Annotated in this window: 3 protein-coding genes; all 3 read left to right on the top strand. The window is 61.5% G+C overall.

The window, feature by feature from the left end; translation table 11 throughout:
- The coding region (locus ABLE43_RS23075; protein WP_348980273.1) for a tyrosine-type recombinase/integrase at positions 1-224 on the top strand (224 nt) is incomplete at its 5' end.
- A complete protein-coding gene (locus tag ABLE43_RS23080) occupies positions 218-1,132 on the top strand; it encodes a tyrosine-type recombinase/integrase (protein ID WP_011540751.1) in 915 nt (304 codons plus the stop codon). The genes ABLE43_RS23075 and ABLE43_RS23080, both read left to right, overlap by 7 nt.
- Positions 1,129-2,133, top strand: a complete 1,005-nt coding sequence (locus tag ABLE43_RS23085; RefSeq protein WP_024310637.1) for a tyrosine-type recombinase/integrase — start codon at positions 1,129-1,131, stop codon at positions 2,131-2,133. Before ABLE43_RS23080 ends, ABLE43_RS23085 begins: the two co-directional genes overlap by 4 nt.
- Positions 2,134-2,280 lie beyond the last annotated feature (147 nt).

Below are 2,280 nucleotides of genomic sequence, written 5' to 3' on the forward strand. Positions count from 1 at the left end.
TTGCACGCACGCATGAGCGCGGCGGGATCGAAGGCGTGCCGACCGGATCGCACATTTTCCGGCATTCGCTTGCCACCAACTTGCTGCGCGCGGGCGCAGGGCTGGAGTCCGTTGGAACGATCCTGCGCCACAGCTCGCCCGAGACCACCGCCATCTACGCCAAGGTCGACCTGCCGATGCTCATGAAAATCGCGCAGCCATGGCCGGGAGAACCGTCATGCTGAGCACGCAGATTGCCAGATACGTCTCGCTGTATCGCAGCTTGGGGCGGAAGTTCTCGGAACAGGAACGACTGCTGCGCCAATACGCCGCTTTCGCTGAACGCTTCGGTGACCGGCACACCCGAGTGCAGCGCATCTACGACTGGTGCCACACGGCAAGCTCGCAAAACGTGGCTCGCCATAGGTACGACGCTGCTCGTAACTTCAGCCTTTTCGCTCATGCCGAGGACCCAGACAACGAAGTCCCGCCTGTCGGCGTTTTCGGCCGGGGGAAGCGGCCACGTCCCACTCCGACCATAATCGAAGCGGACCAGGTGCGGGCGATCATGGCGGCGGCATTGAACGTTCCGCCCCATGGCACGATTAGCCCATACACGTACCATTACCTGTTCGGCCTGCTCGCGGCGACAGGTCTCCGGATTTCCGAGGCTCTCGCGCTACAGTGCAACGATCTGGTCGAGGATGGGCTGGTCGTCCGCAACGGCAAGTTCGGCAAGCAGCGACTGATCGCCTTGCAGCCATCGACGCGCCAAGCACTCGAAGCCTACATTGCGATCCGCGCGAAGCACCCGGCCAAGTGTAATGACCTGTTCGTCACTATCCGGGGGCGGGCGCCGCACAAGGTGCGCGCCCACGTCGTGTTCGTCAGGTTGGCCCGGCTTCTCGGATATCGTGGAGCAACCGGTACGGCAGGCATGCGACTCCACGATCTGCGACATACGTTCGCTGTTCGCTCGCTTGAGTCCTGCCCGCGTGACAGGGAGGCCATTGCCCACCACATGGCCGGTCTCAGTGTCTACCTGGGGCACGCGTCGATCGCCAACACGTACTGGTATCTCGAAGCCACGCCAGTGCTGCTGCGCGACATTGCGGCTGCAAGCGAGCAACTTTTTCAAGGAGAAGCGGCATGACGGCGCTTGCTCCCCATCTCTCGGCATATCTGCGGGAACATCTGCCGCGCGAACGCGCCGTCAGCCCGCACACGGTGAAGACCTATGCCAACTGCTTCGTCCTCCTCGTCCAGTTCGCTGCCGATCGGCTGAAGCGCCGACCGACCGATCTCGAGGTTGAGGATCTCGGCACAGACATGATCATGGCCTTCCTCGATCATGTGGAGATCGGCCGCGGCAGCTGCGTGCGGACCCGCAATGGCAGGCTCGCCGCGATCCGATCCTTCTTCCGATACATCGAGTACCGGATTCCAGCCTGCCTCGATCAGGCACTCCGTGTCAGAGCAATCCCGACCAAGAAGACAGACAAGGCGCTGATCGATTACCTCGACCGGGCCGAGATCAAGGCTTTGCTCGATACACCCGATCCCCGGACACGCCTCGGCACCCGTGATCGCGCGATGCTGCATCTTACCTATGCTGGCGGACTGAGGGTGTCGGAACTCGTAACGCTGCAACTGGGCGATTTCCCGGACCGCTCCCTGTCCACCATGCACATCATGGGCAAAGGGCGACGTGAACGGGTCCTGCCGCTGTGGAAGGAGACCCAGATCGCATTGCGCGCATGGCTTGCGATCCGGCCTCAAGTTGAGGTCACCGAGATTTTCCTCAATGCCAACGGGCAGCCGATGACCCGCGACGGATTTGCGTTCCGATTGGCCGAGCACGTCAAGACGGCAGCGACGAAGCAGCCGTCGATCCTTGGGAAGCGCGTCACACCCCACGTGCTTCGTCATTCTTGCGCGATGCACACGCTCGCGGCGACGGGGGACATTCGCAAGGTCGCATTATGGCTCGGCCACGCCAGTATCCAGAGCACCGAGACCTACTTGCGCGCCGATCCCGAAGAGAAGCTGCAGATTCTCGCAGCCCACGGTGCCCCTGCGATCAAGCCGGGGCGCTTCAAGCCGCCTTCCGACGCCTTGATCACAATGCTCACCGACGTTCGAAGGCGGGCCTGACCCGTCTTCGAACACTCCCTCTAACCCGCATATTATCTGGAGTGAAATCATGGAAAACCGAAGGAAACCTGCGTCTCTCGCCGCCACGCTCGACATAAACTGCGACTGCAAAGAATATGTGTAATGTGGAGCTCCACATTAGACATA

This window comes from Sphingomonas silueang (genome assembly GCF_040049155.1).
Lineage (GTDB): Bacteria > Pseudomonadota > Alphaproteobacteria > Sphingomonadales > Sphingomonadaceae > Sphingomonas > Sphingomonas silueang.

Coding starts and splice junctions, on each gene's coding strand:
- ABLE43_RS23080 (WP_011540751.1), top strand. CDS start 218: ATGCTGAGCACGCAGATTGCCAGATACGTCTCGCTGTATCGCAGCTTG.
- ABLE43_RS23085 (WP_024310637.1), top strand. CDS start 1,129: ATGACGGCGCTTGCTCCCCATCTCTCGGCATATCTGCGGGAACATCTG.